The organism is Mycobacterium sp. E1214, assembly GCF_001666755.1.
In the GTDB taxonomy this organism is placed as follows: domain Bacteria; phylum Actinomycetota; class Actinomycetes; order Mycobacteriales; family Mycobacteriaceae; genus Mycobacterium.
In genome coordinates, this window is the sequence record NZ_LZJC01000123.1 from 98,537 (window position 1) to 121,375 (window position 22,839).

A 22,839-nucleotide genomic window follows, 5' to 3' on the forward strand; every position below is an offset into this window, starting at 1 on the left:
GGCATGGAGCTGCGCGGCGACCGGATCCACCGCTACGTCAACGCCTTCTGCCCGCGCTGCCACGACGAGCGGCCGGACCGCCCGCTGGCGCAGGTGGCAAGGCTCAGCGGCTGGCTGAGCGTGCGCGACGACGGCCAGGTGTGGCTCGAACGCGGCTGCCCGACACACGGTTTGGTGCGAACGCTCTACGACGAGGACGCGCAGATCCTGTCCTACCTCGAGGAGTGGACCGCGCCGACCAAGCAGCACGTCCCGGACACGGCGGGCAACTTCGACCCGGTTCCCGCGGCGTACCTGCGTGGCCTGCCGCAGATGCAGACGCAGCACACCTGCATCCTGCTCGAGGACATCGCCGAGACCTGCAACCTGCGTTGCCCCACCTGCTTCACCGATTCCTCGCCGAACCTGCGCAACGTCGTCGCGGTCGCCGACGTGCTCGCCAACGTCGATCAGCGGCTCGCCCGCGAGAACGGCCGGCTCGACGTGGTGATGCTCAGCGGCGGCGAACCCACGCTGCACCCGCACCTTGCGGAGCTGCTGGCCGAGCTCAGCGCGCGTCCCATCACGCGAATCCTGATCAATAGCAACGGGATCCGCATCGCGCAGGACGACGAGCTGCTGGACCTGTTGACCCAGCATCGGGAGCGCGCCGAGGTCTACCTCCAGTACGACGGCCTGTCGCTGGGCGCCCACGAATACCACCGCGGTGGCGATCTGCGCCGCCTCAAGCAGGCCGCGCTGCGCCGGCTCTCCGAGCGGGAGATCTTCACCACGCTCGTGATGACCGCGGCGTTGGGCGTCAACGACCACGAGATCGGCGACGTCGTCAAGCTCGGCCTGGCGACGCCTTACGTCGGCGGGGTATGCATCCAGCCCCAATTCGGTTCCGGCCGAAGCGGTTTCATCGACCCGCGGCGCCGGCTCACCCACACGGGCGTGCTGAAAAGGCTGGGCCCGCAGACCGATGGCCTGCTCACCTGGCGGGACCTGACCGCGCTGCCGTGTTCGCACCCGCACTGCTGCTCGGTCGGCTACGCGCTCCGCGACGACGCCGGCCGGTGGCGCTCGCTGGTCGCCCTGATGGGCCACGACAACCTGAAAGCCAAGCTGGGCCTGATCGCCAACCGGATCGCCGACCAGGACGTGCCGCGCGAACTGCGGCTGGCCGTCCGGGAATCGCTGCTCGGCCTGTTCTCGGAGCAGTCCTCGCTGTCCCACCCGCAGATGTCCGACGTGTGGCGGCTCATCTGTGAGAACTGCGACCTCGGAATGGCCACCCTGCTGACCGTCGCCTCCACGGCGCTGCCCGGGCGGCGCGGCCAGCTCAGGCGGTTGCTGGGCGAGCGCGTCGTTCGCCTCACGGTCAAACCGTTCATGGACATGTCGACGATGATCGAAGAGCGGCTCGCGCAGTGCTGCGTGCACGTCGGCACCCGGTCGGCGCAGGACCAGTGCGCCCCGTTCTGCGCGGTGCAGGCGTGGCCGCAGCTCGCCGGGCAACGGTTGTCGGTGGCCGCGCAGCGGATGTTGCCGGTGCTCGACTAGCCCGCCGGTTCCGGGCTGTGCGAAAACTCGGCGTCGGCGATCTCCTCGTCGCTCGGTAGCCGCAGCGAGACCAGCCCGGCGTACGCGTCCGGTTCGAGCTCGACCCGGTTGATGGTCACGTGTACGGGCACCCAGTTCCCGTCCTGGCCGGGCATGCGCAGCACCCTGCTGATCGGGCCGTCGACGAATTGCGTTGTCATCTCGGCCACCGACTGCTCGTCGTCGGGGTGTACCCGGGGCTTGCCCGTCTTGTTGCCACGCCAGTCGTAGAACGTGCAGGGCTCGTCGAGCCACTTCAGCAGCGACCAGTTCTTGGGGTTCACCAGCGCCCGGTGCACGCCGGCCTGCGCCAGGCCGCTCAAAATTCGTTGCGCCAGATCGTCGGTCGACTCGACCGGGCCCTTCAGCTCCGACTGCCAGTTCATGGCCCGCGCCACCAGGTGGTCGCGCCCGTCGGGGCCGGCCTCCAGCCCGGTGCGCGCGACGAACCCGACCCGCAAGGGCCGCCCCTGCCAGTCGGCCACGTCCCAGGTGCTGCACAGGGTTTGGTCGGGCTCGGCCTTGACGGCCATCGCCAGCACCTTGGTCTCGTTCGGGTTGAGCTTGCGCGACGGGAGGTCTTCGGCGAACGCCCGGCCGTAGGTGACATCGACCTCGGGGTTCTTGCCGCTGTTGAGCAGCGACTCGCGGGTGTCGGTGGCCACGCCCATGGTCAGGTCCCACTTCAGCGGCCCGGGAATCGGGCGTTCGGGGGGTTCGGCGTCGGCGGGTCCCATCCACACGTGCACGCCGTGGACGAAGCCGTCGGACATCACGACCGGCTCGGTGCGGATGACGCGGTCGCGCTTCGGGGTGATGCTGGTCATGGTCTGGCCCGTCTGGACCGTCTCGGCGATCGCGGTCCGGACGGCGGAGAGGTAGGGGCTGCGGCGCAGGAAGGTCTTGATCGGCACCAGGTTCTTCAGCTGACGCCCCTGCGCCACGACGGTGGGATCACCACCCAATGTCTCCACGAGCAACCAGTCGTGGGCGGCCATGGGCGCGATTTTACGGTGCCGCGGCCGATCCGTGGCAATGACGGCCCGGTCGGTCTCAACGCAGTTCGGCAAGCACCAGCTGCAGCACCTGAACCGCACCCGCCTTGTCGAGCGGGTCGTTGCCGTTGCCGCACTTGGGCGATTGCACGCAGGACGGGCAGCCGCGCGGGCATTCGCAGGCCTCGATGGCCGCCGCCGTCGCGGCCAGCCAGGTGCGGGCGCGGCGAAAGCCCCGCTCGGCGAAGCCCGCCCCGCCCGGGTGGCCGTCGTAGACGAAGACGCTGGGCAGCCCGCCGTCGGGCCCGATCGCGGTGGACAGGCCGCTGATGTCGCCGCGGTCGCAACTGGCGACCAGCGGCAGCAGCCCGATGGCAGCGTGCTCGGCGGCGTGCAGCGAGCCCGGGATCCGCGGGGCGTCAATGCCCTTGTGCAGCAACGCCTCCTCGGTGATGGTGTACATCACCGCGGTGGTGGTCAGCGTGTGCTCTGGCATGTCGAGCTCGACGAAGTCGATCACCTCGCCCGACAGCCGCCGGCGCAGGTAACCCACCACCCGGTGGGTGACCCGCACGGGCACCAGCCCCAAGGTGACGGGCCCGTATTCGGTGCGCTCGCCGGCGCCCAGGACGCTGATGTCGGTGATCTCCCGCGCGAACGTCGCGTAACCCGGGTCGTCGGCGCGCACGAACGCGATGCCCTCGTCGAGGTCCAGGGAGTCGACGACGTAACTCTCGCCCTGGTGCAGGTAGACCGCGCCGGGGTGCACCGACAGCTGCGCCTGCCCGGCGCCGGCGCTGCCCAGCAGCCGCCCGGTGTCCGCCTCCACGATGACGACCTGCCCGCCCGCCGAGCCCCGGATGTCCACGGCCGCATGCGGTTTTAGGCCGGGCGCGGGAAAGTACCTGCCGCCGCGGCGCCGCAGCAGGCCGTCCTCGACGAGCTCGGCCACCACGCCCGCGGCGCCGAAATCGCACACCTCGGCCTCCTCCAGCGGCAATTCGGTTGCGGCGCACAGCAAATGAGGCCCCAGGATGTAGGGGTTGGTGGGGTCGATCACCACCCGCTCCACCGGCTTGTCCAGCAGCGCGGCGGGGTGGTGAACCAGGTAGGTGTCCAGGGGGTCGTCGCGGGCGATCAGCACCACCAGGGCGCCCTGCCCGCGGCGCCCCGAGCGGCCGGCCTGTTGCCAGAACGATGCGACGGTGCCGGGGAAGCCGGCCAGCACCACGGCGTCCAGCCCGGCGATGTCCACCCCCAACTCCAGCGCGTTGGTGGTGGCCAACCCGCGCAGCCGGCCCTCGGCGAGGCCGCGTTCCAGCGCGGTGCGGTCCTCGGCGAGGTAGCCGGCCCGGTACGAGGCGACCTGCTGTGCCAGCTGCGGGGCGGTGTCGCCCAGGCGGGCCTGCGCCCCGAGGGCCGTCAGCTCCGCGGCCCGGCGCGATCGGACGAACGTCAGCGTCTGCGCGCCCTCGGCCACCAGGTCCGCCATCACCCGCGCGGCCTCGGCGCCCGCGGAGCGGCGCACCGGCGCCCCGTTCTCACCCGTCAGGTCCGCCAGCAACGCGGGTTCCCACAACGCCACGGTCCGCGCCCCCTGCGGCGAACCGTCCGCGGACACCTCCTCGACGGGCGAGCCGATCAGCTCGGCGGCCGTCGCGCCCGGCGAATCGGTTGTGGCGCTGGCGAAGACGACCGTCGGGGCGCTGGAGTAGCGGGCGCACAACCGCAACAGCCGGCGCAGCACCATCGCCACGTTAGATCCGAAAACCCCACGGTAGTAATGGCATTCGTCGACCACGATGAAGCGGAGGCTGCGCAGCAGGACGGCCCAGCGGGTGTGGTTGCGCAGGATCGACAGGTGGATCATGTCGGGATTGGAGAACAGCCAGCGGGAGCGTTCCCGCGCGAACCGGCGCACCTCGGGCGCGCTGTCACCGTCGTAGGCGGTGGGCGCCACCGCGAAACCGGGGTCACGCAGCCGCGGGATGGCGGTGGTCAGCGCGTGCGCCGCGCGTAACTGGTCGTGACCCAGCGCCTTCGTCGGCGACAAATACAGCACGCGGGCGCGCGGATCCGTGGTCAGCGCGTTCAGCACGGGCAGTTGGTAGGCCAGGGATTTGCCCGACGCGGTACCGGTGCTCACCACGACGTGCCTGCCGGCCCAGGCCAGCTCGGCCGCCTCGGCCTGATGCGACCACGGCGCGGCGATGCCGCGCTGCGCCAAGGCGCCGATCACCTCGGGATCCAGCCACTGCGGCCAACCGTGCGGTTGGCCGCCCCGCGGGGGCAGCTCAGCGACATGACGCAGGGGCTGCTCGCCCGACGCGGTTCCCGCGAGCGCGACGGCGAGCAGCTCGCTGCCGAAACCCGCCACCTCACACCCTTTCGAATCCATACGCGGCGCAAGTCTGTCGCCGACGCCGCGAACGTGGTTGGATGATTGCGGTCGCAGCTTCTGTGTTCGTGTCAAACTTTCGCAGGATCTTGTGTTGCGGCCGCGGTTCCTGCGAGGTTAATCGGTCGGGTGAAGTTCCGGCGACTCAGCGAGGTATGGCGGTCGTACCAGGCCCGGGGCATCGAAAAGCGATGCCCCGCACCCAGAAGAGAAGGAAAGATCGAGAGATGCCACAGGGAACTGTGAAGTGGTTCAACGCGGAGAAGGGCTTCGGGTTCATTGCCCCCGAAGACGGTTCCGCGGATGTTTTTGTCCACTACACGGAGATCCAGGGTTCGGGTTTCCGCACCCTTGAGGAAAACCAAAAGGTCGAGTTCGAGATCGGCCACAGCCCTAAGGGCCCCCAGGCCACCGGAGTCCGCTCCGTCTGAGACGACGAAGCTAGAACTCCACGAGCAACCCCCCGAGCTGTCCCGCACGAGCGGGACCCGGGGGGTTTTCGTTTGGCACCCCGATCGCCCCCGCCGCCGCGCCGGTCGCCTCGAGACGGGGGCCGGGCCGAGGGCCTACTGTCGGGGGCGTGAGCCAGCTGTCCTTCTTTACGGCGGAGTCGGTGCCCCCCGCGGTCGCCGACCTCTCCGGGGTACTGGCGGCCTCCGGGCAGATCGTGACGGCGGGCGCCGCCGGCGCCCGGCTCTCCGTCGTGGTGGAGGCCTCCTGGCGGGCCGCGGCGCTGGCCGAGATGATCCGGGAGGCGGGACTGGTGGCCGAGCTCGGGCGCACCGACGAGGACACGCCGTTGGTGCGGACCGCGGTGGACCGGTCCCTGGTGACCCTCGCCGCGGAGTGGACCCGCGGCGCGGTCAAAACGGTGCCGCCGCGCTGGCTGCCGGGCCCGCGGGAGCTGCGGGCGTGGACGCTGGCCGCCGGCAACCCGGAGGGCGAGCATTACCTGCTGGCCCTGGACCCGCACGCGCCGGACACGCACTCTCCGCTGGCGTCGGCTCTCATGCGCGTCGGAATCGCACCCACCCTCATCGGCACCCGCGGCGGCCGGCCCGCGCTGCGGATCAGCGGCCGTCGCAGGCTATCGCGGCTGGTAGAGAACGTGGGCGAGCCGCCGGCGGACCCCGATGCATCGTCGCGCTGGCCGCGGGTATGACCGCCTGGTAGGGCTGGACGTCGCGTCCGTCGGTTTGCGCGGGCCCGCCCGAGGGTGCGAAATTGTCAGGTGCCCGAGCGCGAAGGAACGGTAACGTCGGGGAATTTCCGCGGAATTTTCGACGCGAGCCTGTCATTCTTCCTGCAGGGCGGCCTTCAAGGGGCCGGGAATAAGAGATGGAGCGTAACCGTAGTTGGCTGACCCGAAGCTGACGGACCGCGAGAGCGGCCGAAATGGGAGCCGTAGGCGACTCGTCATTGTCGAGTCGCCGACCAAGGCGCGGAAGTTGGCCACCTATCTCGGCCCCACCTACATCGTCGAATCCTCGCGCGGCCACATTCGCGACCTGCCCCGCGCCGCCGCCGACGTCCCCGCGAAATACAAGTCGGAGCCCTGGGCGCGGCTCGGCGTGAACGTCGACCACGACTTCGAACCGCTCTACATCATCAGCCCGGAGAAGAAGAGCACCGTCACCGAACTCAAGGGCCTGCTCAAGGGCGTCGACGAGCTCTACCTGGCCACGGACGGTGACCGCGAGGGCGAGGCCATCGCCTGGCACCTGCTGGAGACCCTCAAGCCGAACGTCCCGGTCAAACGGATGGTGTTCCACGAGATCACCGAGCCGGCCATCCTGGAGGCCGCGGAGAACCCCCGCGACCTCGACATCGACCTGGTCGACGCGCAGGAGACCCGCCGCATCCTGGACCGCCTGTACGGCTACGAGGTCAGCCCCGTGCTGTGGAAGAAGGTGGCGCCCAAGCTGTCCGCGGGCCGGGTCCAGTCGGTGGCCACCCGGATCATCGTGCAGCGCGAGCGCGACCGGATGGCGTTCCGCAGCGCGTCGTACTGGGACATCGTCGCGCAGCTCGACGCCAGCGTCTCCGACCCGCAGGCCTCCCCGCCCACCTTCGCCGCCCGGCTGACCTCCGTCGACGGACTGCGGGTGGCGACGGGCCGCGACTTCGACTCGCTGGGGCACCTGCGCAAGGCCAACGAGGTCATCATCCTCGACGAGGCGAGCGCGACGGAGCTGGCCGGCGGCCTGCGCGGCGCCCAGCTCTCGGTCGCCTCCGTGGAAGAGAAGCCCTACACCCGGCGGCCCTACGCCCCGTTCATGACGTCGACGTTGCAGCAGGAGGCGGGGCGCAAGCTGCGGTTCTCCTCCGAGCGCACCATGAGCATCGCGCAGCGGCTCTACGAGAACGGCTACATCACTTATATGCGTACCGACTCCACGACGCTGTCGGAGTCGGCGATCAACGCCGCGCGCACGCAGGCCCGCCAGCTTTACGGCGCCGAGTACGTCGCCGCCGCGCCGCGCCAGTACACCCGCAAGGTGAAGAACGCGCAGGAGGCGCACGAGGCGATCCGCCCCGCCGGCGAGGCGTTCGCGACGCCGGACGCGGTGCGCCGCGAGCTCGACGGCGACGAATTCCGGCTCTACGAGCTCATCTGGCAACGCACCGTGGCCTCCCAGATGGCCGACGCGCGCGGCACCACGCTGAGCCTGCGGATCAGCGGCCAGTCAACGGCGGCCGGGACCCGAAGAGAAGTCGTGTTCTCGGCCAGCGGGCGCACCATCACCTTCCCGGGCTTCCTCAAGGCCTACGTCGAGACCGTCGACGAGCTCGCCGGCGGTGAGGCCGACGACGCCGAGAGCCGGCTGCCGCAGCTGACCCAGGGCCAGCGGCTTGACGCCCTGGAACTCACCCCCGACGGCCACGCCACCAATCCGCCGGCACGGTACACCGAGGCGTCGCTGGTCAAGGCGCTCGAGGAGCTGGGCATCGGTCGGCCGTCGACCTACTCGTCGATCATCAAGACCATCCAGGACCGCGGCTACGTGCACAAGAAGGGCAGCGCGCTGGTGCCCTCGTGGGTCGCGTTCGCCGTCACCGGGCTGCTCGAGCAGCACTTCGGCCGGCTCGTCGACTACGACTTCACCGCCGCGATGGAGGACGAGCTGGACGCGATCGCGTCCGGCCAGGAGCGCCGCACCGACTGGCTCAACCGCTTCTACTTCGGCGGCGACCACGGGGTGGCCGACTCGGTGGCCCGTTCCGGGGGTCTCAAGAAGCTCGTCGGCGTCAACCTCGAAGGCATCGACGCCCGGGAAGTCAACTCCATCAGGCTTTTCGACGACGAGCAGGGCCGGCCGGTGTACGTGCGCGTCGGCAAGAACGGTCCGTACCTGGAGCGGATGGTGACCGGCGACCCCGATGATCCCAGCGGCGAACTGAAACCGCAGCGGGCCAACCTCAACGACTCGCTGACCCCCGACGAGCTCACCCTGGAGGTGGCCGAGCAGCTGTTCGCGACGCCGCAGGAGGGCCGCGTGCTGGGGGTGGACCCGGCGACGGGCCACGAGATCGTCGCCAAGGACGGCCGCTACGGCCCGTACGTGAGCGAGGTCCTGCCGGAGCCGCCCGACGACGACAGCGGGGCGCCGGCAAAGAAGGGCAAGAAGCCCACCGGCCCCAAGCCGCGCACCGGTTCGCTGCTGCGCAGCATGGACCTGCAGACCATCACGCTCGAGGACGCGCTGCGGCTGCTGTCGTTGCCGCGGGTCGTCGGGGTGGACCCGGCCACCGGCGAGGAGATCACCGCGCAGAACGGCCGGTATGGCCCATACCTGAAGCGCGGCACCGATTCTCGCTCCCTGGCGACCGAGGAGCAAATGTTCGACATCACCCTCGACGAGGCGCTGAAGATCTACGCCGAACCCAAACGCCGCGGCAGGCAGGCGGCCGCCGCGCCGCCGCTGCGCGAGCTGGGCGCCGACCCGGTGTCGGGCAAGCCGATGGTGATCAAGGACGGCCGCTTCGGCCCCTACGTCACCGACGGCGAGACGAACGCCAGCCTGCGCAAGGGCGACGACGTGGCTTCGGTGACCGCCGAGCTGGCCGCCGAGCTGCTGGCCGACCGGCGGGCCCGCGGGCCGGTCAAGCGGCCCGCCAAGAAGGCCACCCGCAAGGCCCCGGCCAAGAAGGCCGCCGCCAAGAAGGCCGCCAAGCGCGGCTGACGACGGCTAGAAACCGGGGCCGATCGCCTCGCTGGGCAGCTCCCGCAGGGCCGCCTGGGTGCGGGCGGACGCCGCGTCGGGGGAGTCGGCCAGCTTCACCGGCCGGGCCAACTGGGTGGGCGCCGTGCGGCCGCGCAGGTTGACCACCTCGCCGACGTCCCAGCACAGCGCCTCGGCGTCCAGAGCGCCGCTGACCGCGATCGCCGAGGCCAACACGTGGCCGGGCTCCAATTTGGCCAGCTCGGTCAGGCGGGCGGCCTCGTTCACCGGGTCGCCGATGACGGTGTACTCGAAGCGGGCCTGCGCGCCGATGTGGCCGGCGATGGCACGCCCGGACGACACCCCGATGCCGAACTCCGCCGAGCCGATCACCGGCAGCAGCTCGTCGTGCAGTTCGCGGGCCGCGGCCAGCGCCCCGCCCGAGGAGTCGGGGTGCTCGATCGGCGCGCCGAAGATGGCCAGCGCGGCGTCACCCTGGAACTTGTTGACGAACCCGCCGTGCCGGCCGACCGTGTCCACCACGACGCGGAAGAACTCGTTGAGCAGGTGCACCACCTCGGCCGGCGGGCGGGTGGACGCCAGCTTGGTGGAGCCCACCAGGTCCACGAACAGCACCGCGACGTCGCGCTCCTGGCCGCCCAGCTCGGTGCCGCGTTCCAGGGCCCGGCGGGCCACGTCCTCGCCCACGTAGCGGCCGAACAGGTCCCGCAACCGCTGCCGCTCGGAAAGGTCGCGCACCATGTCGTTGAACCCGGCCTGCAGCAGGCCCAACTCGCTGGCGTCGTAGATCTGCATGTGCGCGTTGTAGTTTCCGCGCTGCACCTCCGAGAGCGCCCAGCGCAGCTGCCGCAGCGGGTCGGCGATCGACATGGCCACCAGCAGGGTGCTGACCAGCCCGATGCCCAGCGCCGCCACCGCCAGCAGCAGGATGGGGGTGAACAGCTTCTCGGGCGTGGCGTGCAGCAGCGACGCCTTGTCGGCGACCACGGCCAGCACGATCGCCAGCACCGGCACCGCGGTGGACAGCATCCACGTCAGGATCTGCCGCAGGATGACCCCGGGCGCCTGGACGTTCTCCGGCACGCCGCTGCGTAGGGCCGCCACGGCGACGGGGCGCAGCACCCGCTCGGACTGCAGGTAGCCGATGATCGCGGTCGCGGCGGCGCCCAGCCCGGTGGCGACGGCCACGATCGGCGCGGCGAACCGGGCGACGGACCAACTGGCGATGATGAACACCACGCCGCCGATGCACCAGGCCGCCATGCTGATCAGCGTGCGGTAGAAGGGCATCCGCAGGGCCCGGCTGCGGGCCAGCTCGGTGGCGGCGGGATCGGCCTCGGCAAGCAGGTTGTCGCGGCGCTGCCAGCGGAAGACCGGCATCAGCAGCTTCAGGTTCACCATCCAGCCGGCCAGGAACAACACCACCAGCGCCGTGCCGAAGACGGCCAGGTTCAGGACCGGCAGGTCCTGCAGCTGAATGCGATCCTCCGGGGGCAACGCGTAGCGCAGGAAGCCCAGGACGAACAGGGCGCCGATGATGTCGGCCTGCAGCATGCTCAGGGAAAACAGCGGCCACGGGGTGCGCACCACCCACCGGACGAATCCGCTGATTCGTCCGGGCAATGTCGCCGCTGTTGTCACCAACCCACCGTATCGGTCGGGGGCGACCTGTTGGAAACTTACAAGCGTCTCGGCACGTCGACCGCAGGGCCCTGACGCGGGCAAATGTAACGGAATGGTCGCGGTATGGTGGCCGATCGGTATCCGTCGGCATCGCTGTCTAGTGTTACCGGTGATGTCCGGGGTGTTTACGCGGCTGGTAGGCCAGGATGCGGTGACGCGGGAGTTGCTGACCGCCGCCCGGGCCGCGCGCAGTGACCCCGCGCACAACGGCGCGGCCGACGGGACTATGACACATGCCTGGCTGATCACCGGGCCGCCCGGTTCCGGGCGGTCGGTCGCCGCGGTATGCTTCGCCGCCGCCCTGCAGTGCACCTCCGACGGGGAACCCGGCTGCGGCCGCTGCCGCGCGTGCACGACCACCATGGCGGGCACCCACGCCGACGTGCGCCGCGTGATCCCCGAGGGGCTGTCCATCGGGGTGAGCGAGATGCGGGCCATCGTGCAGATCGCGTCGCGGCGCCCGTCGAGCGGGCACTGGCAGATCGTGCTGATCGAGGACGCCGACCGGCTGACCGAGGGCGCCGCCAACGCCCTGCTCAAGGTCGTCGAGGAGCCGCCGCCGTCGACGGTGTTCCTGCTGTGCGCGCCGTCGGTGGACCCCGAGGACATCGCCATCACGCTGCGGTCCCGGTGCCGCCACGTCGCGCTGGTGACGCCGTCGGCCGAGGCGATCGCGGGTGTGCTCGTGGACAGCGACGGCATGGCGGCCGCGCTCGCGAACTGGGCGGCGTCGGTCAGCGGGGGACACGTCGGCCGGGCGCGGCGGCTGGCCACCGACCCCGAGGCGCGCCAGCGCCGGGAGCGGGCGCTGACGCTGGTGCGCGACGCCGCCACACCGGCGCGCGCCTACGCCGCCGCCGAGGAGCTGGTGGCCGCGGCCGAGGCCGAGGCGGTCGTGCTGACCGCCGACCGCGCCGAGGCCGAAACCGAGGAGCTGCGCACCGCGCTCGGCGCGGGCGGCACCGGAAAGGGCACCGCGGGCGCGTTGCGCGGCGCCGCCGGGGCCATGAAAGACCTTGAGCGACGCCAGAAGTCGCGCCAGACCCGGGCGTCCCGCGACGCGCTGGACCGGGCGTTGATCGACCTGGCGACCTACTTCCGCGACGCGTTGGTGGCCGCGGCCCTGCCCGCCGGGGCCGGCGCGGTGCGCGCCAACCACCCCGACATGGCCGAGCGGGTGGCGGCCCTGGCGGCGCACGCGTCGCCCGCGGGGCTGCTGCGCTGCATCGAGGCGGTGCTGGAGTGCCGCGAGGCGCTGGCGACCAACGTCAAACCGAAGTTCGCCGTCGACGCGATGGTCGCCACGATCGGCCAACAGCTCGGCGAGTGATTCCCGGACTTGGGAGGGCCGCCGCCTCTGCCGTAGACTCGGGCCGCCCGGCATCCGGGTGTGCCGCCTTAGCTCAGTCGGTAGAGCGATTCACTCGTAATGAATAGGTCGGGGGTTCGATTCCCCCAGGCGGCTCCACGTTTGTCCTGATCACGCCGTTTCCCGCGGCGCGGATCCGGGTAGTGCACCCTCAAACACCTTGCCTGGACGGAGAACTGCGTGACCACCGCCGAACAGCCGCCGCCAGAAGGCGACGAACAGCCCCCGCAAGCGACAGAGGGCGACGACGAGCAACCCGAGCAGGAGGGCGGCGCCGCCGGCTAGACGGGCGCGACGAAGCCCACCGGGCCCGACGCGAGGCACAGCGCCAACGCGGTGGTGTTGGCGCGCACCGTGATCGCGTCCCCGGCGCCCGGCAGGCGGGCGAACACCCGGTTGAGCCCGGGGTGCACCGGCACCTTGACGGCGGGTCCCTGCGTCAAAGACAGCAGCATCGACCCGTCGCTGTTGGCCAGATAGTTGAGCTCGACGGTCCAGTCGGCGGGCAGCAGCGGCCCGTCGAGGGCCAGGCGCGCCGGGTGGTCGGGCTGGGCGAAGTAGCCGCAACGGGGCATCGGCCCCGCGACGATGGTGCGCACCCAGGTGACGCGCGCCGCCACCAACCGTCCCGACGGGTCGAACATGCGCAACTGCGTTGTCGCGGGCGCGAATTCGGGACGGTCGCGCACCAACGCGAACAGGTGGCTGGCCAGGTTCTCCGGGGCCGCGACCCGCTGCAGCACCAGCGGGTCGACCTCCTGGTCGAGCAGCGGCGCGTCGGAGGCCGCCTTCGCGGCGGCCAACGCCGCCAGGGCGTTATGCAGGTAGGGCCGCGCCGGGTCGTCGCGCCAGCTGGCCAGGAAGGTCGACGTCGAGTACAGGCTGCTGGCCACGAACAGCGCCGCCAGCCCCGCGGTCACCGCGGTGCGCCGCGCCGAGGCGTCCAGCCAGCGCGGGCCGGCCGGGCGGTTGGGAGCGCTCAGCGCGACGGCGGCCAGCAGCGTCAGCACCACCACCAGGTCCGGCAGGTAGCGCAGCGTCTGCGCCAGCTCCAGCGCCGTCTGCTTGGAGGAACGCATCAGATAGATCGGCACCTGGCAGGCGACGGCGTAGCCGACGGCGGTCAGCCACACCGGCCCGATGCGCTGCTTGCGCGCCACGGACACCGCCACGACGGCGGCCAGCACCAGCCAGCCCAGCGCCATCACCGCCGGCGGCGGGGTCGCCCACGGCGAGGCCGGCGCCCAGCGGTCCCAATGCCACGGCCCGCCGGCCAGCCCCGGCACGATGCCGTGCGTGAACGAGCGCGCCAACAACTCGCCCGTCATCACCAGGTCCGAACTCCACCGCCGCTGGTTGACCACGCCCAGGTACAGCGCGATCCAGGCGGCGGTGAGCGTCAGCGACGCGACCCACAGCCGCCGACCGGCGCGCCACGTCTCCCGAAGCGCCGCCCCCAGGTCCCGGTCGCCGCTCACGTACTCCAGCAGCGCGGTCACCGCGAACGCGACGAAGGGCACGACGGCGGCCTTTTCGAAGAACAGCAACCCACCCAGGTAGGCGAGCGCGCCGCTCAGCGCGTACCGCCGGTCACCGGTGCGGGCCAGCAGCAGCGCGTCCGCGCACACCCAGGACAGGGCGGCCAGCATCGGCAGCGAGTTCAGCGCGGCCGCCCACCACGCGAACCCGGGCACGGCCAGCGGGCTGAACAGCGCGAACGTCAACGGGACCAGCAGCACCGGGCGCCAGCCGAGGATGACGTGCAGCGCGCGTAACAGCGCCAGCGACGCCAGCAGTTGTAGCACCACCAGGCTCACCGCCGGCCAGGTCCAGTCCAGCGGCGCCGCCCGGATGATGGCCCCCGCCACCAGGAACGCCCCCGGCATGACGTGGCCGTCGTGGTCGTCGAACAGGTAAGACGGCGACAGCAGGTTGTGGGTGCCGGCCTTGCCGATCAGGATCAGGTCGTCCCAGTAGAAGTAACCGCGGAACGCCAGCGCCGCCCGCACGCCCAGCTGCACCACGATCAACACCGCGGCCACCGCCGCTATGTATGGTGGGCCGGTGCGCGCACTGGTAACTGGGGCAGCCGGATTCATCGGCTCGACGCTAGTCGACCGCCTGCTGGCCGATGGCCACTCGGTGGTGGGGCTGGACAACTTCGCCAGCGGGCGCGCGCGCAATCTGGAGCACGTCGCCGACAACCCCGCGCACGTATTCGTCGAGGCCGACATCGTGACCGACGACCTGGACGCCATCCTCGACGAGCATCGCCCCGAGGTGGTGTTCCACCTGGCGGCCCAGATCGACGTGCGGCATTCGGTGGCCGACCCGCAGTTCGACGCGTCGGTCAACGTGATCGGCACCGTGCGCCTGGCGGAGGCGGCCCGGCGCGCGCAGGTCCGCAAGGTGGTGCACACCTCGTCGGGCGGGTCCATCTACGGCACCCCGCCGCGCTATCCCACCCCGGAGACCGTGCCGACGGACCCGGCGTCGCCGTACGCGGCGGGCAAGGTGGCCGGCGAGATCTACCTGAACACCTTCCGGCACCTCTACGGCCTGGACTGCTCGCACATCGCGCCGGCCAACGTCTACGGCCCGCGCCAGGACCCGCACGGCGAGGCCGGCGTGGTCGCGATCTTCGCCCAGGCGCTGCTGTCGGGCAAACCCACCAAGGTGTTCGGTGACGGATCCAACACCCGCGACTACGTCTACGTCGACGACGTCGTCGACGCGTTCGTCAAGGCCGCCGGGCACGCCGGCGCCGGGCAGCGCTTCAACGTCGGGACCGGGATCGAAACGTCGGACCGCCAACTGCATTCCGCGGTGGCCGCCGCCGTCGGCGGGCCCGACGACCCCGAGTTCGCGCCGCCGCGCCTGGGCGACCTCAAGCGGTCCTGCCTCGACATCGGTTTGGCCGCAGAGGTATTGGGCTGGCGACCGCAGGTGGCGCTGGACGAGGGCGTGCGGCGCACCGTGGAGTACTTCCGGCAGGCCGGCTAGTTCGAAGGCTGCTCGGGCGCCTGTGCGCCCTCGAGCGACGGGGCCTAATGCTGGCGCTGCTCGGGCGCCTGTGCGCCCTCGAGCGGCGGGGCCTAATGCTGGCGCTGCTCGGGCGCCTGTGCGCCCTCGAGCGCCAGGGCCCGGGCCAGCCGCGCGTAGCGCAGCTCCAAATCCTTGAACCGCATGTAGGTGCTCAGCGTGGTGAAGCAGAACGCCATGATCAGCGCGTAGAGCATCAGGTCGGTGCCGCGGCGCACCCCGAACCAGTGCGCCACCACCGTGGTGTCGTCGGGGCGCAGCACGGCGTAGATGCCGCCGAGCACGAAGACGACGTAGCCGACCTTGACCCAGGCCCGCGACCGCGCGTTGCGGCGCGACCGCAACAGGTACACCAGCAGCGCCACGATCGCGCCGATTAGCAGCACCTGGATCCAGTTCATCGTGAAGTCCTCCCTCGCAGGAACCCGTCGAAGATGATGTTGACGCCGTTGAGCAGCGGCTGACCCTTCGACCTCGAGTACTCCGTATACAACACCTCGACCGGCTCTTCCGCGACGCGCCAACCGTTCTCGTCGATCAGCATGATGAATTCGTTGGCGTGGCTCATCCCGCTCATCGTGATGTCCAGCCCGTCGGCGACCTTCTTGTTGAACACCCGCAGGCCGTTGTTGGTGTCGGTGAGGCCCAGTCGGCGACCGCGCCGGCTCAGCCGCGCGGCGGTCTGCAGCACGATGCGCTTGACCAGCGGCGGGCGGGCGCTGGGCTGCGCCCCGAACCGGGTGCCGATGACGACGTCGACGTCGCCGCGGCGCAGCCGGTCGATCATGGTGGTGACGTCCTTGACGCGGTGCTGGCCGTCGGCGTCGAACGTGGCGAACACCTGCGCGCCGGGCTGCGCGCGGGCGTACTCGACGCCGGTCTGGATCGCCGCCCCCTGCCCCAGGTTGATGGGGTGCCGGACCAGGTGCGCGCCGGCCCGCAGCGCGATGTCGCCGGTGTCGTCGGCGCTGCCGTCGTCCACGCAGACGACGTTGTCGAACACCGACCGCACCTCGGCGACGACCTCGCCGATCACGGCGGCTTCGTTGAAAGCGGGTACGACGATCCACACGTCTGGGTAGCCCGAATCAGTGCCCATTTGAGCCCACAAGATACCCGCTGACCACGGGGTCAACCGGCGGTTGGGCGCGCGGCGCGCGACAGGGCCGCCAGATGGACGCCGATTCCCACGACCGGGCCGCACAGCAGTCCGATGACCGTCCGGCTCTCCAGGGGCAGCGGTAACAACAGCAGCAGCCCCGACGCCACCGTGGCCCCGACCCACCCCAGCGCGTAGGCGCGATGCAGCGCGGCCGCCACCGCGGCGGCCCCGGTCAGCGTGAGCATCGCGATCGCCACCGCCGCCGCCGTCAGCCAGGCCAGCAGCGCGCTGCTCGCCTGGTACTGCTGCCCGAAACCGACCCGCAGCAACCACGGGCCCAGCACGCCGGCCGCCAGCACCCCGAGCCCGCCGATGCCGCCGACGATGGCCGCCGGTGCGAGCAGGGCCCGAACCCGGTGGCTGCGCTCGTCGACGAAGTGCGCGATGAGGTTGCCCTGCATGGCCGTCAGCGGGACCAGCAGGGGCGCCCGGGTCAGTGTCACCGCCAGGATGATCACGCCGCCCTGCGGCCCCAACTCGGCGCTGGTCAGCTTCAGCAACACCGGGAAGCCCATCACCAGGATCGCGCTGGCGCCGGCCGCCGTGATCGAGTGCGCGGCGCCGCGTAGGAAGGTCGCGGTGCTGCCGGGCGCCGGAAGCCGCGCGGTGGCGCGGGCCGCGGGCGAGGCCGCCAGCAGCAGCAACCAGGCGACCGCCCCGGCTACCGTCGCCCACAAAAAGCCCACCAGTCGCCAGCCCAGCACCACGGTGGTCGCGGCGACCGCGACCCGGATGACCGCGTCGGTGACCATCAGCGCGCCGTAGCGGGTCCACTGGTCGGTGCCGGCCAGCATGCCCAGCAGGGTCGCGTGCACGCAGAATCCGGCCAGCCCGACGCTGAGCAGGACGACCGACAGCCAGCGGTGCTCGACGAACACCCGCCCGCCCCACAACGGCGAGCTGCCGGCGATCACCACCGCGGCGGCCAGGCCCACCAGGCCGGCGACCCGCAGCGGGTGGGTCCGCGGCCGGTCGGGCACCGCCAGGGCGGCGACCTCGCTGAGGTGCCGGGTCGAGCGGATCTCCCGCGTGGTCTCCTGCAACAGGCCGTTGGCGGCGCCCGTGACCAGCCCGAACGCCCCCCAGAAGACCCCGAACACCGAGAAGCCGGCGGGCGCCAGGTCGCGGGCGGCCAGGTAGATCACCGCGTAACCGCACAGCGCCGTGACGGCGGTGGCGGTGCCCACCCGGGCCACGCTGCCCCGCGCGACGGGCCCGCGGGAGGCGCCGACTTCGGTCATCGGGGCCGCGCTTTCGGCCGACGGCCCCGACGTATCGCCACAATTTGAAGATAGTAAGTGTGCGTGGCCGCCGACCCGCGGCGATGACCGGCTTCGCTATCGTGGGCGGCTGTCGAAAGGGCCGCATGACCGTGTTGCGCACGTTCGGGATCTCGTTGCTGTGCACGGCGATCGCGCTGGCGGCCGGCTACGCCTACGGCGGCGTGAAGGACCTGTTCCTGTTGCTGGTCCTGGCCACCCTCGAGGTGTCGTTGTCGTTCGACAATGCGATCGTCAACGCCGGGGTGCTCAAGCGGATGAGCCCGTTCTGGCGCCGGATGTTCCTCACCGTCGGCATCCTCATCGCGGTGTTCGGGATGCGGCTGGTGTTCCCGCTGCTGATCGTCTGGGCGTCCGCGGGCATCGCGCCGCTGCGCGCCATGGAGTTGGCGCTGCACCCGCCGGCGAACGGCGCGCTGACCTTCCCCGACGGCTCACCCAGCTACGAGAAGCTGGTGGTGGCCGCTCACCCGCAGATCGCCGCGTTCGGCGGGATCTTCCTGTTGATGCTGTTCCTCGAGTTCGTCTTCTACGACCGGGACATCAAATGGCTCAAGTGGATCGAGGTGCCGTTCGCCCGTGTCGGCCGGCTGGGTCAGGTGTCGGTGGTGGTCGCCGGCGTCGCGCTGGTCGGGGCCGGCACGCAACTCACGCATTCCGCGGACGAGCGCGCCACGGTGCTCACCGCCGGCCTGCTGGGGTTGGTGACCTACCTGACGGTCAACGGCCTGAGCCGGGTGTTCCGCTCGTCGGACCTCGAGACCGCAACGTCGGGCACCGCGGTCGGCAGGGCCGGCCTGATGCTGTTCGTCTACCTCGAGGTACTCGACGCGGCGTTCTCGTTCGACGGCGTCACCGGGGCGTTCGCGATCACGTCGGACCCCATCGTCATCGCCCTGGGCCTCGGCGTGGTCGGCTCGCTGTTCGTGCGGTCCATCACCATCTACCTCGTCCGGCAGGAGGCCCTGGACCGGTACGTGTACCTCGAGCACGGCGCGCACTGGGCGATCGGGGCGCTGGCCGTGATCATGCTGTTCTCCATCGACCCGCGCTACGAGGTGCCCGAGCCGATCACCGCCTCGGTCGGCGTCGTCTTCATCAGCGCGGCGTTGGCCTGGAGCGTGCTGCGCAACCGGCGCGCCGAACGGGTCAGTGCCCCTCGGCCTTGAATCGCTCCACCGACCGCTGCACCTCGGCCTCGGCGTCTTCGCGGCCCACCCAGTCGGCGGCCTTGACGAACTTGCCCGGCTCGAGGTCCTTGTAGTGCACGAAGAAGTGCTTGATCGCGTCCAACTCCGACTCGGCGACGTCGCCGATGTCTTGGATGTGGTCCCACCGGTGGTCGCCGGCGGGCACGCACAACACCTTGTCGTCGCCGCCGGCCTCGTCGGTCATCCGGAACATCCCGACCGGCCGGGCCTCCACGATGACGCCGGGGAACACCGACTGCGGCAGCAGCACCAGCGCGTCCAGCGGGTCGCCGTCCTCGCCGAGGGTGTCTTCGATGAAGCCGTAGTCGGTCGGGTAGGCCATCGAGGTGTAGAGGTAGCGATCCAGACGCACCCGGCCGGTCTCGTGATCGACCTCGTACTTGTTGCGCTGGCCCTTCGGGATCTCGATGGTCACGTCGAATTCCACCGCGTCGGCTCCTTTGCTGGATAGGCTCACCAGTTCTGTTCTGCTACACCCTAGTCGAGCCCGGTGCGGCCGATTCGGCAGAATGGGATCAGACAGTCAGGAGAGCGATGGGTCCCACTCGCTGGCAAAAATCCACCCATGTGTTCGTCGGGTTGGCCGTGCTGGCGTTCGTCGCCGCCGTCGTGGCGGCGGCGACGTTCTTCACCTCGGCTGGGCATGGGGGCAGCGCCGCGCACGCGCCCATCCCGCCGCCGCGCGCGCAGCCGGTGAAGCCGGGCGTGGTTCCCGTCTCCGACACCGCCGAGACGCCCAGCGCCGCCGGGGTGGCCACCGCCCTGTCCGCCGTGGCCGCCGACCCGAACCTGGGCCGGCTGGGCGGGCGGATCACCGACGCCATCACCGGCAAGGAGCTCTGGCAGGTCGCGGACGACATGCCGCTGGTGCCGGCGTCGACGAACAAGGTCCTGACGGCCGCCGCGGCCCTGCTGACGCTGGACCGCCAGACCCGCATCAGCACCCGCGTGGTCGCCGGCTCCTCGAACGCGCAGGGGCCGGTCGTGCTGGTCGGCGCGGGGGACCCGACGCTGTCGGCGGCGCCGCCGGGCGTGGACACCTGGTACCGCGGGGCCGGGCGCATCAGCGACCTGGTCGAACAGATCCGCCGCAGCGGCGTGACGCCCACCGCGGTGCAGGTCGACACGTCGGCGTTCAGCGGGCCGACCATGGCGCAGGGCTGGGACGCCGCCGACGTCGACAACGGCGACATCGCCCCCATCGAGTCGGCGATGATCGACGCCGGGCGCATCCAGCCGACCACCGTCAACTCGCGGCGGTCGCGGACGCCGGCGCTCGACGCCGGCCGCGAGCTCGCCAAGGCCCTCGGGCTGGACCCCGCCGCGGTCACCGTCGCGACCGCGCCGTCGGGCGCCCGCCAGCTGGCCGTCGTGCAGTCGGCGCCCCTGGTCACCCGGCTGTCCCAGATGATGGACCATTCCGACAATGTGATGGCCGAATGCATCGCCCGCGAGGTGGCGGCGGCGATCAATCGGCCGCGCAGCTTCGCCGGGGCCGCCGACGCGGTGACCAACCGGCTGAGCACCGCCCACGTCGACACCACCGGGGCGGCCCTGCTGGACTCCAGCGGGCTCTCGGTCGACGACCGGTTGACCGCCAAGACGCTCGACGGCGTCCTGCAGGCCGCCGCCGGGCCGGACCAGCCGTCGCTGCGGGCGCTGTTGGACCTGCTCCCGATCGCCGCCGGCAGCGGGACGCTGGCCGACCGGTTCACCGACGCGTCCACCACCCAGGGTCCGGCGGGCTGGCTGCGCGCGAAGACCGGCTCCCTCACCGCCATCAACGCGCTGGCCGGTGTCCTGACCGACCGCAGCGGGCGGGTGCTGACCTTCGCCTTCATCTCCAACGCCGCCGGACCGACCGGCCGCAACGTCATGGATGCGCTGGCCACCAAGCTGTGGTTCTGTGGTTGCGCATGACCCCAACGTCGGAGCTGACCCTCGGCGCGGCGGTCGACTGGGGGTTCGCCGCCACCGTCGGCCGGCGGCTGGCCCGGCCCGGACCGCCGTCCAGCGACTACACCCGGCGCCAGGTGATCGATGAGCTCAGCGGGGCTGCCGCCAAGGCCGAGCCGCTGGTGCGCGACGTCACCGGCCTGGTCACCAGCGGGGCGGTGCCGGCCGCCCGCGTCGTCGACCGGCCCGCCTGGATAGCGGCGGCGGCCGAATCGATGCGGCTGATGATGAACGGCGCGGAGAAACCGCGCGGCTTCCTCACCGGCCGCGTGACCGGCGCGCAGACGGGTGCTGTGCTGGCCTACGTGTCGTCGGGCATCCTCGGGCAGTACGACCCGTTCGCGGCCGCCAAGCAGGGCTGCCTGCTGCTGGTGTATCCCAACGTCATCGCCGTCGAGCGGCAGCTGCGCATCGAACCCGCCGACTTCCGGTTGTGGGTCTGCCTGCACGAGGTCACCCACCGCGTCCAGTTCACCGCCAACCCGTGGCTGCCGGACTACATGTCCGAGGCGCTGGGCGTGTTGACCCGGGACGCCGGCGACGACCTCGGTCAGGTGGCCGGCCGGCTCGCGGAATACGTCCGCACCCGGGGCCACGAAACGCCCGACGGCGGGTCGTCGGGGATCCTCGGGCTGGTGCGGGCCGTGCAGTCCGAGCCGCAGCGCCGCGCGCTCGACCAGCTGCTGGTGCTGGGCACCCTGCTGGAGGGGCACGCCGACCACGTGATGGACGCCGTGGGCCCGATGGCCGTGCCGTCGGTGGCCACCATCCGGCGCCGGTTCGACGAGCGGCGGCACCGCAAGCAACCCCCGCTGCAGCGGCTGCTGCGGGCGCTGCTCGGGCTCGACGCCAAGCTGAACCAGTACACCCGGGGCAAGGCGTTCGTCGACCACGTGGTGGGCCGGGTCGGCATGGACCGGTTCAACGCCGTGTGGAGCGGTCCGCAAACCTTGCCGCTGCCCGCGGAGATCGAAGAGCCTCAGCGGTGGATCGACAGGGTGCTGTAGGCCGGCTCCGCTCGGCCGTCGAGGCCTTCACCGCGACGCATCTCGGCGGCATCGAGGGTGGGGGGGAAGGCTGGGGGGTGGCCCTGTCCGGCGGCCCCGATTCCCTGGCGCTGACGGCGGTGGCGGCCCCGCTGCGGCCCACCACCGCGCTCGTCGTGGACCACGGGCTGCAGGCCGATTCGGCCGCCGTCGCCGAGACCGCCCGCGCCCAGGCCGTCGCCCTGGGATGCGTTGCCGCTGAGGTGATTCGGGTGCGCGTCGGCTCCGAGGGTGGCCCCGAGGCGGCCGCGCGGGCCGCGCGTTACGCCGCGCTGGGCGCCTACCAGGGCGGGCCGGTGCTGCTGGGCCACACCCTCGACGACCAGGCGGAGACGGTGTTGCTCGGCCTGGGCCGCGGGTCCGGCGTGCGCTCGATCGCCGGGATGCGGCCCTACGACCCGCCGTGGTGCCGCCCGTTGCTGGGGGTGCGGCGCGCCGTGACGCACGAGGCGTGCCGGGAGCTCGGCCTGGCCGCGTGGCAGGACCCGCACAACGCCGACCCGCGCTTCACCCGGGCGCGCCTGCGCCACGAGGCGCTGCCGCTGCTGGAGGACGTGCTGGGCGGCGGGGTCGCCGAGGCGCTGGCCCGCACCGCGACGGCGCTGCGCGAGGACACGGAGCTGATCGACGCGCTGGCCGCCGAGGCGCTGCCCGGCGCGAAGGCGGCCGCGGGGCTGGCGGTGCCGGCGTTGGCGGCGCTGCCCGGACCGGTGCGGCGGCGGGTGATTCGCGCCTGGCTGCTCGTGGGTGGGGCGACCGGCCTGACCGACAAGCAGATCCGCGCCGTCGACGCCCTCGTCACCGCTTGGCGCGGGCAGGGCGGGGTCGCGGTGGGCTCCTCGTTGCGCGACGAGCGGTTGGTCGCGGGGCGACGCGACGGCCTGTTGACGATGTGGCGCGAGCCGGTGCGCAACCCGATCCGCTAGGCG

18 protein-coding genes and 1 tRNA gene are annotated in these 22,839 nt (G+C 71.6%); 11 read left to right on the forward strand and 8 right to left on the reverse strand.

Annotated features, from left to right (window positions below; genetic code table 11):
- Nucleotides 1-3: 3 nt before the first annotated feature.
- Nucleotides 4-1,545, forward strand: coding sequence for a radical SAM protein (locus A5700_RS17130; RefSeq protein ID WP_068070469.1), 1,542 nt, complete (start codon nt 4-6; stop codon nt 1,543-1,545).
- Here A5700_RS17130 and A5700_RS17135 read toward each other — a convergent pair.
- Both A5700_RS17135 and A5700_RS17140 read right to left on the reverse strand, forming a co-directional pair.
- A complete protein-coding gene (locus A5700_RS17135) occupies nt 1,542-2,582 on the reverse strand; it encodes a PAS domain-containing protein (protein WP_068070471.1) in 1,041 nt (346 codons plus the stop codon). The two genes, A5700_RS17130 and A5700_RS17135, sit on opposite strands and share 4 nt — an antisense overlap.
- Before the next feature lie 55 nt (nt 2,583-2,637).
- Entirely contained in the window at nt 2,638-4,956 is a 2,319-nt protein-coding gene (locus tag A5700_RS17140) for a DEAD/DEAH box helicase (protein ID WP_068070473.1), read from the reverse strand.
- A gap of 248 nt (nt 4,957-5,204) precedes the next feature.
- Between A5700_RS17140 and cspA the strand changes: the two genes are divergently transcribed.
- The 3 genes from cspA (at nt 5,205) to topA (ending at nt 9,161) form a co-directional block, all read left to right on the forward strand.
- Nucleotides 5,205-5,408 (forward strand): cold shock protein CspA, encoded by a 204-nt coding sequence (gene cspA / locus A5700_RS17145; protein WP_007166602.1) that lies wholly within the window; start codon nt 5,205-5,207, stop codon nt 5,406-5,408.
- Nucleotides 5,409-5,557: 149 nt separating this feature from the next.
- Nucleotides 5,558-6,139, forward strand: a complete 582-nt coding sequence (locus A5700_RS17150; RefSeq protein WP_068070475.1) for a hypothetical protein — start codon at nt 5,558-5,560, stop codon at nt 6,137-6,139.
- Nucleotides 6,140-6,332: 193 nt separating this feature from the next.
- The gene (gene topA, locus A5700_RS17155) at nt 6,333-9,161 is read left to right on the forward strand and encodes a type I DNA topoisomerase (protein WP_068204874.1); all 2,829 of its coding nucleotides are present in this window, start codon (nt 6,333-6,335) and stop codon (nt 9,159-9,161) included.
- 6 nt (nt 9,162-9,167) lie between these two features.
- Here topA and A5700_RS17160 read toward each other — a convergent pair whose 3' ends face one another.
- The gene (locus tag A5700_RS17160; protein WP_156671258.1) at nt 9,168-10,886 is read right to left on the reverse strand and encodes an adenylate/guanylate cyclase domain-containing protein; all 1,719 of its coding nucleotides are present in this window, start codon (nt 10,884-10,886) and stop codon (nt 9,168-9,170) included.
- Between the two features lie 70 nt (nt 10,887-10,956).
- Between A5700_RS17160 and A5700_RS17165 the strand changes: the two genes are divergently transcribed.
- Both A5700_RS17165 and A5700_RS17170 read left to right on the forward strand, forming a co-directional pair.
- Nucleotides 10,957-12,174, forward strand: a complete 1,218-nt coding sequence (locus A5700_RS17165) for a DNA polymerase III subunit delta' (protein WP_068070479.1) — start codon at nt 10,957-10,959, stop codon at nt 12,172-12,174.
- Between the two features lie 62 nt (nt 12,175-12,236).
- Nucleotides 12,237-12,312 (forward strand) — tRNA-Thr (locus A5700_RS17170).
- Nucleotides 12,313-12,494: 182 nt separating this feature from the next.
- Here the strand turns inward: A5700_RS17170 and A5700_RS17175 are convergent.
- Nucleotides 12,495-14,312 carry a hypothetical protein gene (locus tag A5700_RS17175; protein WP_156671259.1) on the reverse strand — a complete coding sequence of 606 codons (1,818 nt, stop codon included), beginning with the start codon at nt 14,310-14,312 and terminating at the stop codon, nt 12,495-12,497.
- On the opposite strand from A5700_RS17175, the gene A5700_RS17180 reads away from it, so the two are divergent.
- The gene (locus A5700_RS17180; protein WP_197502849.1) at nt 14,278-15,216 is read left to right on the forward strand and encodes an NAD-dependent epimerase/dehydratase family protein; all 939 of its coding nucleotides are present in this window, start codon (nt 14,278-14,280) and stop codon (nt 15,214-15,216) included. The genes A5700_RS17175 and A5700_RS17180 overlap by 35 nt on opposite strands.
- A 92-nt stretch (nt 15,217-15,308) precedes the next feature.
- Here A5700_RS17180 and A5700_RS17185 read toward each other — a convergent pair whose 3' ends face one another.
- From A5700_RS17185 to A5700_RS17195, 3 genes are read right to left on the reverse strand one after another with little or no spacing between them, the layout of a single operon-like run.
- Nucleotides 15,309-15,656, reverse strand: coding sequence for a DUF2304 domain-containing protein (locus tag A5700_RS17185; RefSeq protein ID WP_068070483.1), 348 nt, complete (start codon nt 15,654-15,656; stop codon nt 15,309-15,311).
- Nucleotides 15,653-16,354, reverse strand: coding sequence for a glycosyltransferase family 2 protein (locus A5700_RS17190; RefSeq protein WP_068070485.1), 702 nt, complete (start codon nt 16,352-16,354; stop codon nt 15,653-15,655). The genes A5700_RS17185 and A5700_RS17190 overlap by 4 nt, the downstream gene beginning before the upstream one ends.
- Nucleotides 16,355-16,386: 32 nt before the next feature.
- On the reverse strand, nt 16,387-17,658 hold the full coding sequence (locus tag A5700_RS17195) for a hypothetical protein (protein WP_068070487.1): 1,272 nt from the start codon (nt 17,656-17,658) through the stop codon (nt 16,387-16,389).
- A 125-nt stretch (nt 17,659-17,783) separates the two neighbouring features.
- Here A5700_RS17195 and A5700_RS17200 point away from each other — a divergent pair, with 125 nt between their 5' ends.
- On the forward strand, nt 17,784-18,866 hold the full coding sequence (locus A5700_RS17200; protein WP_068070579.1) for a DUF475 domain-containing protein: 1,083 nt from the start codon (nt 17,784-17,786) through the stop codon (nt 18,864-18,866).
- On the opposite strand, the gene A5700_RS17205 is transcribed toward A5700_RS17200, so the two are convergent.
- Nucleotides 18,847-19,335: an inorganic diphosphatase gene (locus tag A5700_RS17205; RefSeq protein WP_068070490.1), complete on the reverse strand. Its 489-nt coding sequence runs from the start codon at nt 19,333-19,335 to the stop codon at nt 18,847-18,849. The genes A5700_RS17200 and A5700_RS17205 overlap by 20 nt on opposite strands.
- 107 nt (nt 19,336-19,442) lie before the next feature.
- Here A5700_RS17205 and dacB point away from each other — a divergent pair, with 107 nt between their 5' ends.
- From dacB to tilS, 3 genes are read left to right on the forward strand one after another with little or no spacing between them, the layout of a single operon-like run.
- A complete protein-coding gene (gene dacB, locus A5700_RS17210) occupies nt 19,443-20,828 on the forward strand; it encodes a D-alanyl-D-alanine carboxypeptidase/D-alanyl-D-alanine-endopeptidase (RefSeq protein WP_068070492.1) in 1,386 nt (461 codons plus the stop codon).
- A complete protein-coding gene (locus tag A5700_RS17215) occupies nt 20,825-21,871 on the forward strand; it encodes a zinc-dependent metalloprotease (RefSeq protein WP_068070581.1) in 1,047 nt (348 codons plus the stop codon). The genes dacB and A5700_RS17215 overlap by 4 nt, the downstream gene beginning before the upstream one ends.
- Entirely contained in the window at nt 21,850-22,836 is a 987-nt protein-coding gene (gene tilS, locus A5700_RS17220; RefSeq protein WP_068070494.1) for a tRNA lysidine(34) synthetase TilS, read from the forward strand. Before A5700_RS17215 ends, tilS begins: the two co-directional genes overlap by 22 nt.
- Nucleotides 22,837-22,839 lie beyond the last annotated feature (3 nt).

Excerpts from the sequence above, each read along its gene's own strand:
- A5700_RS17195 (WP_068070487.1), bottom strand. The coding sequence starts at position 17,658 with ATGACCGAAGTCGGCGCCTCCCGCGGGCCCGTCGCGCGGGGCAGCGTG.
- dacB (WP_068070492.1), top strand. The coding sequence starts at position 19,443 with ATGGGTCCCACTCGCTGGCAAAAATCCACCCATGTGTTCGTCGGGTTG.
- A5700_RS17130 (WP_068070469.1), top strand. The coding sequence starts at position 4 with ATGGAGCTGCGCGGCGACCGGATCCACCGCTACGTCAACGCCTTCTGC.
- A5700_RS17185 (WP_068070483.1), bottom strand. The coding sequence starts at position 15,656 with ATGAACTGGATCCAGGTGCTGCTAATCGGCGCGATCGTGGCGCTGCTG.
- A5700_RS17215 (WP_068070581.1), top strand. The coding sequence starts at position 20,825 with ATGACCCCAACGTCGGAGCTGACCCTCGGCGCGGCGGTCGACTGGGGG.
- A5700_RS17190 (WP_068070485.1), bottom strand. The coding sequence starts at position 16,354 with ATGGGCACTGATTCGGGCTACCCAGACGTGTGGATCGTCGTACCCGCT.
- A5700_RS17175 (WP_156671259.1), bottom strand. The coding sequence starts at position 14,312 with ATGAATCCGGCTGCCCCAGTTACCAGTGCGCGCACCGGCCCACCATAC.
- A5700_RS17135 (WP_068070471.1), bottom strand. The coding sequence starts at position 2,582 with ATGGCCGCCCACGACTGGTTGCTCGTGGAGACATTGGGTGGTGATCCC.
- A5700_RS17165 (WP_068070479.1), top strand. The coding sequence starts at position 10,957 with ATGTCCGGGGTGTTTACGCGGCTGGTAGGCCAGGATGCGGTGACGCGG.
- cspA (WP_007166602.1), top strand. The coding sequence starts at position 5,205 with ATGCCACAGGGAACTGTGAAGTGGTTCAACGCGGAGAAGGGCTTCGGG.
- A5700_RS17200 (WP_068070579.1), top strand. The coding sequence starts at position 17,784 with ATGACCGTGTTGCGCACGTTCGGGATCTCGTTGCTGTGCACGGCGATC.